At 72.7% G+C, this 1,307-nt stretch carries 1 protein-coding gene and 1 pseudogene; one reads left to right on the top strand and one right to left on the bottom strand.

Annotated elements, in window-relative coordinates; genetic code table 11:
* Positions 1-209 precede the first annotated feature (209 nt).
* Positions 210-1,142: an intradiol ring-cleavage dioxygenase gene (locus AC07NG_RS17520; RefSeq protein ID WP_494595347.1), complete on the top strand. Its 933-nt coding sequence runs from the start codon at positions 210-212 to the stop codon at positions 1,140-1,142.
* Positions 1,143-1,176: 34 nt separating this feature from the next.
* On the opposite strand, the pseudogene AC07NG_RS17515 reads toward AC07NG_RS17520, so the two are convergent.
* A pseudogene (locus AC07NG_RS17515) lies at positions 1,177-1,260 on the bottom strand (hypothetical protein); the annotation flags it as partial.
* Between the last annotated feature and the right edge of the window lie 47 nt (positions 1,261-1,307).

The following is a 1,307-nucleotide window of genomic DNA, read 5'->3' as shown; positions in this document are numbered from 1 at the left end:
CAAGTATCTGTAGTGGGCGACAAGATGCTCCCCTTCTGGGGGAGCTGTCGCGAAGCGACTGAGGGGGCCTGCGCCGATCCCCCTCCGGCCCTCCGGGCCACCTCCCCCAGAGGGGGAGGATCGCCGCCAGAGTTGCAATCCCGCAAGAACCGGACATACGGCGGCACAATCGTCCGGTCAGAAGAGCGGCCTCTCGTTTCGGAGCGCCGATGCCCACTACCGTTTCTCCCAGCCGTCGCGGCCTGCTGGCTCTCGCCAGCGCCGTTCCCTTCGCCGCCGTCGCCGTGGGCTCGCGCCCGGCGGTCGCCGCCGAGGGCGTCTGCGCCATCACCCCGCAGGTCACCCAGGGTCCCTACTGGTTCGACCCGAAGCTGGACCGCGCCGACATCACCGAAGGCAGGAAGGGCGCGCCCGTCACCGTGGCCCTGACCGTCGTCGACGGCGCCTGCCGGCCGCTGAAGGGCGCGCGGGTCGATATCTGGCACTGCGACGCGCAGGGGATCTACTCCGGCTACGAGGGCCAAGGCGACGACCACAAGACCGCCGCCAAGGGCGCGACCTTCCTGCGCGGCGCGCAGATCAGCGACAGCGCCGGCAAGGTCGCCTTCAAGACCATCTGGCCGGGCTGGTACGAGGGCCGCACCCCGCACATCCACATCAAGGTGCACCTGGACGCCCGCACGGCCCTGACCGCCCAGCTGTTCGTGCCCGACGCCCTGTCGGAATATCTCTACGAGAACGTCCCGGCCTATAAGCGCCCGCGCCAGCGCGACACCTTCAACCGCCACGACGGCATCGCCCTGCAAGGCGGCGAGGCCATGGTCGCCAGCGTCAAGGAAGGCAAGGACGGCTACGTCCTGGCCCTGGTCCTGGGCGTCGATCCGGCCGCCGACTGGAAGGACGACGCGGGGATGGGCGGCCCGGGCGGTAGACCGGGCGGTCCGCCTCCCGGCGGCATGGGTCCTCCTCCCGGTGGAATGGGGCCTCCCCCTGGCGGCATGAACGGCCGCCCGCCCGGCCCGCCGCCCGGCGGCTTCCCCAATGGCCAGCAAGGCGGTTCGCCGCCCGACGGCATGGGTCCGCCGCACCATGAAGCGCTCACCGGCGAAGCGCGGCTGAAGGCCATCGTGCCGGGGCTCTGATCTGGCAGGTCGGCTTCGCCGCCCCCTCCTTGCTCCTCCCCCGAGAAACGGGGGAGGTGGCGCGGTGCGGATACGCGCCGTGACGGAGGGGGCGACCGCCGGCACTGAGCCCAGTCTCGGGGGGGGGGGGGGGGGGGGGGGGGGGGGGGGGGGGGGGGGGGGGGG

This window comes from Caulobacter sp. GW821-FHT10C03 (genome assembly GCF_059415485.1).
This window is presented reverse-complemented; position numbering and strand designations above follow the sequence as displayed.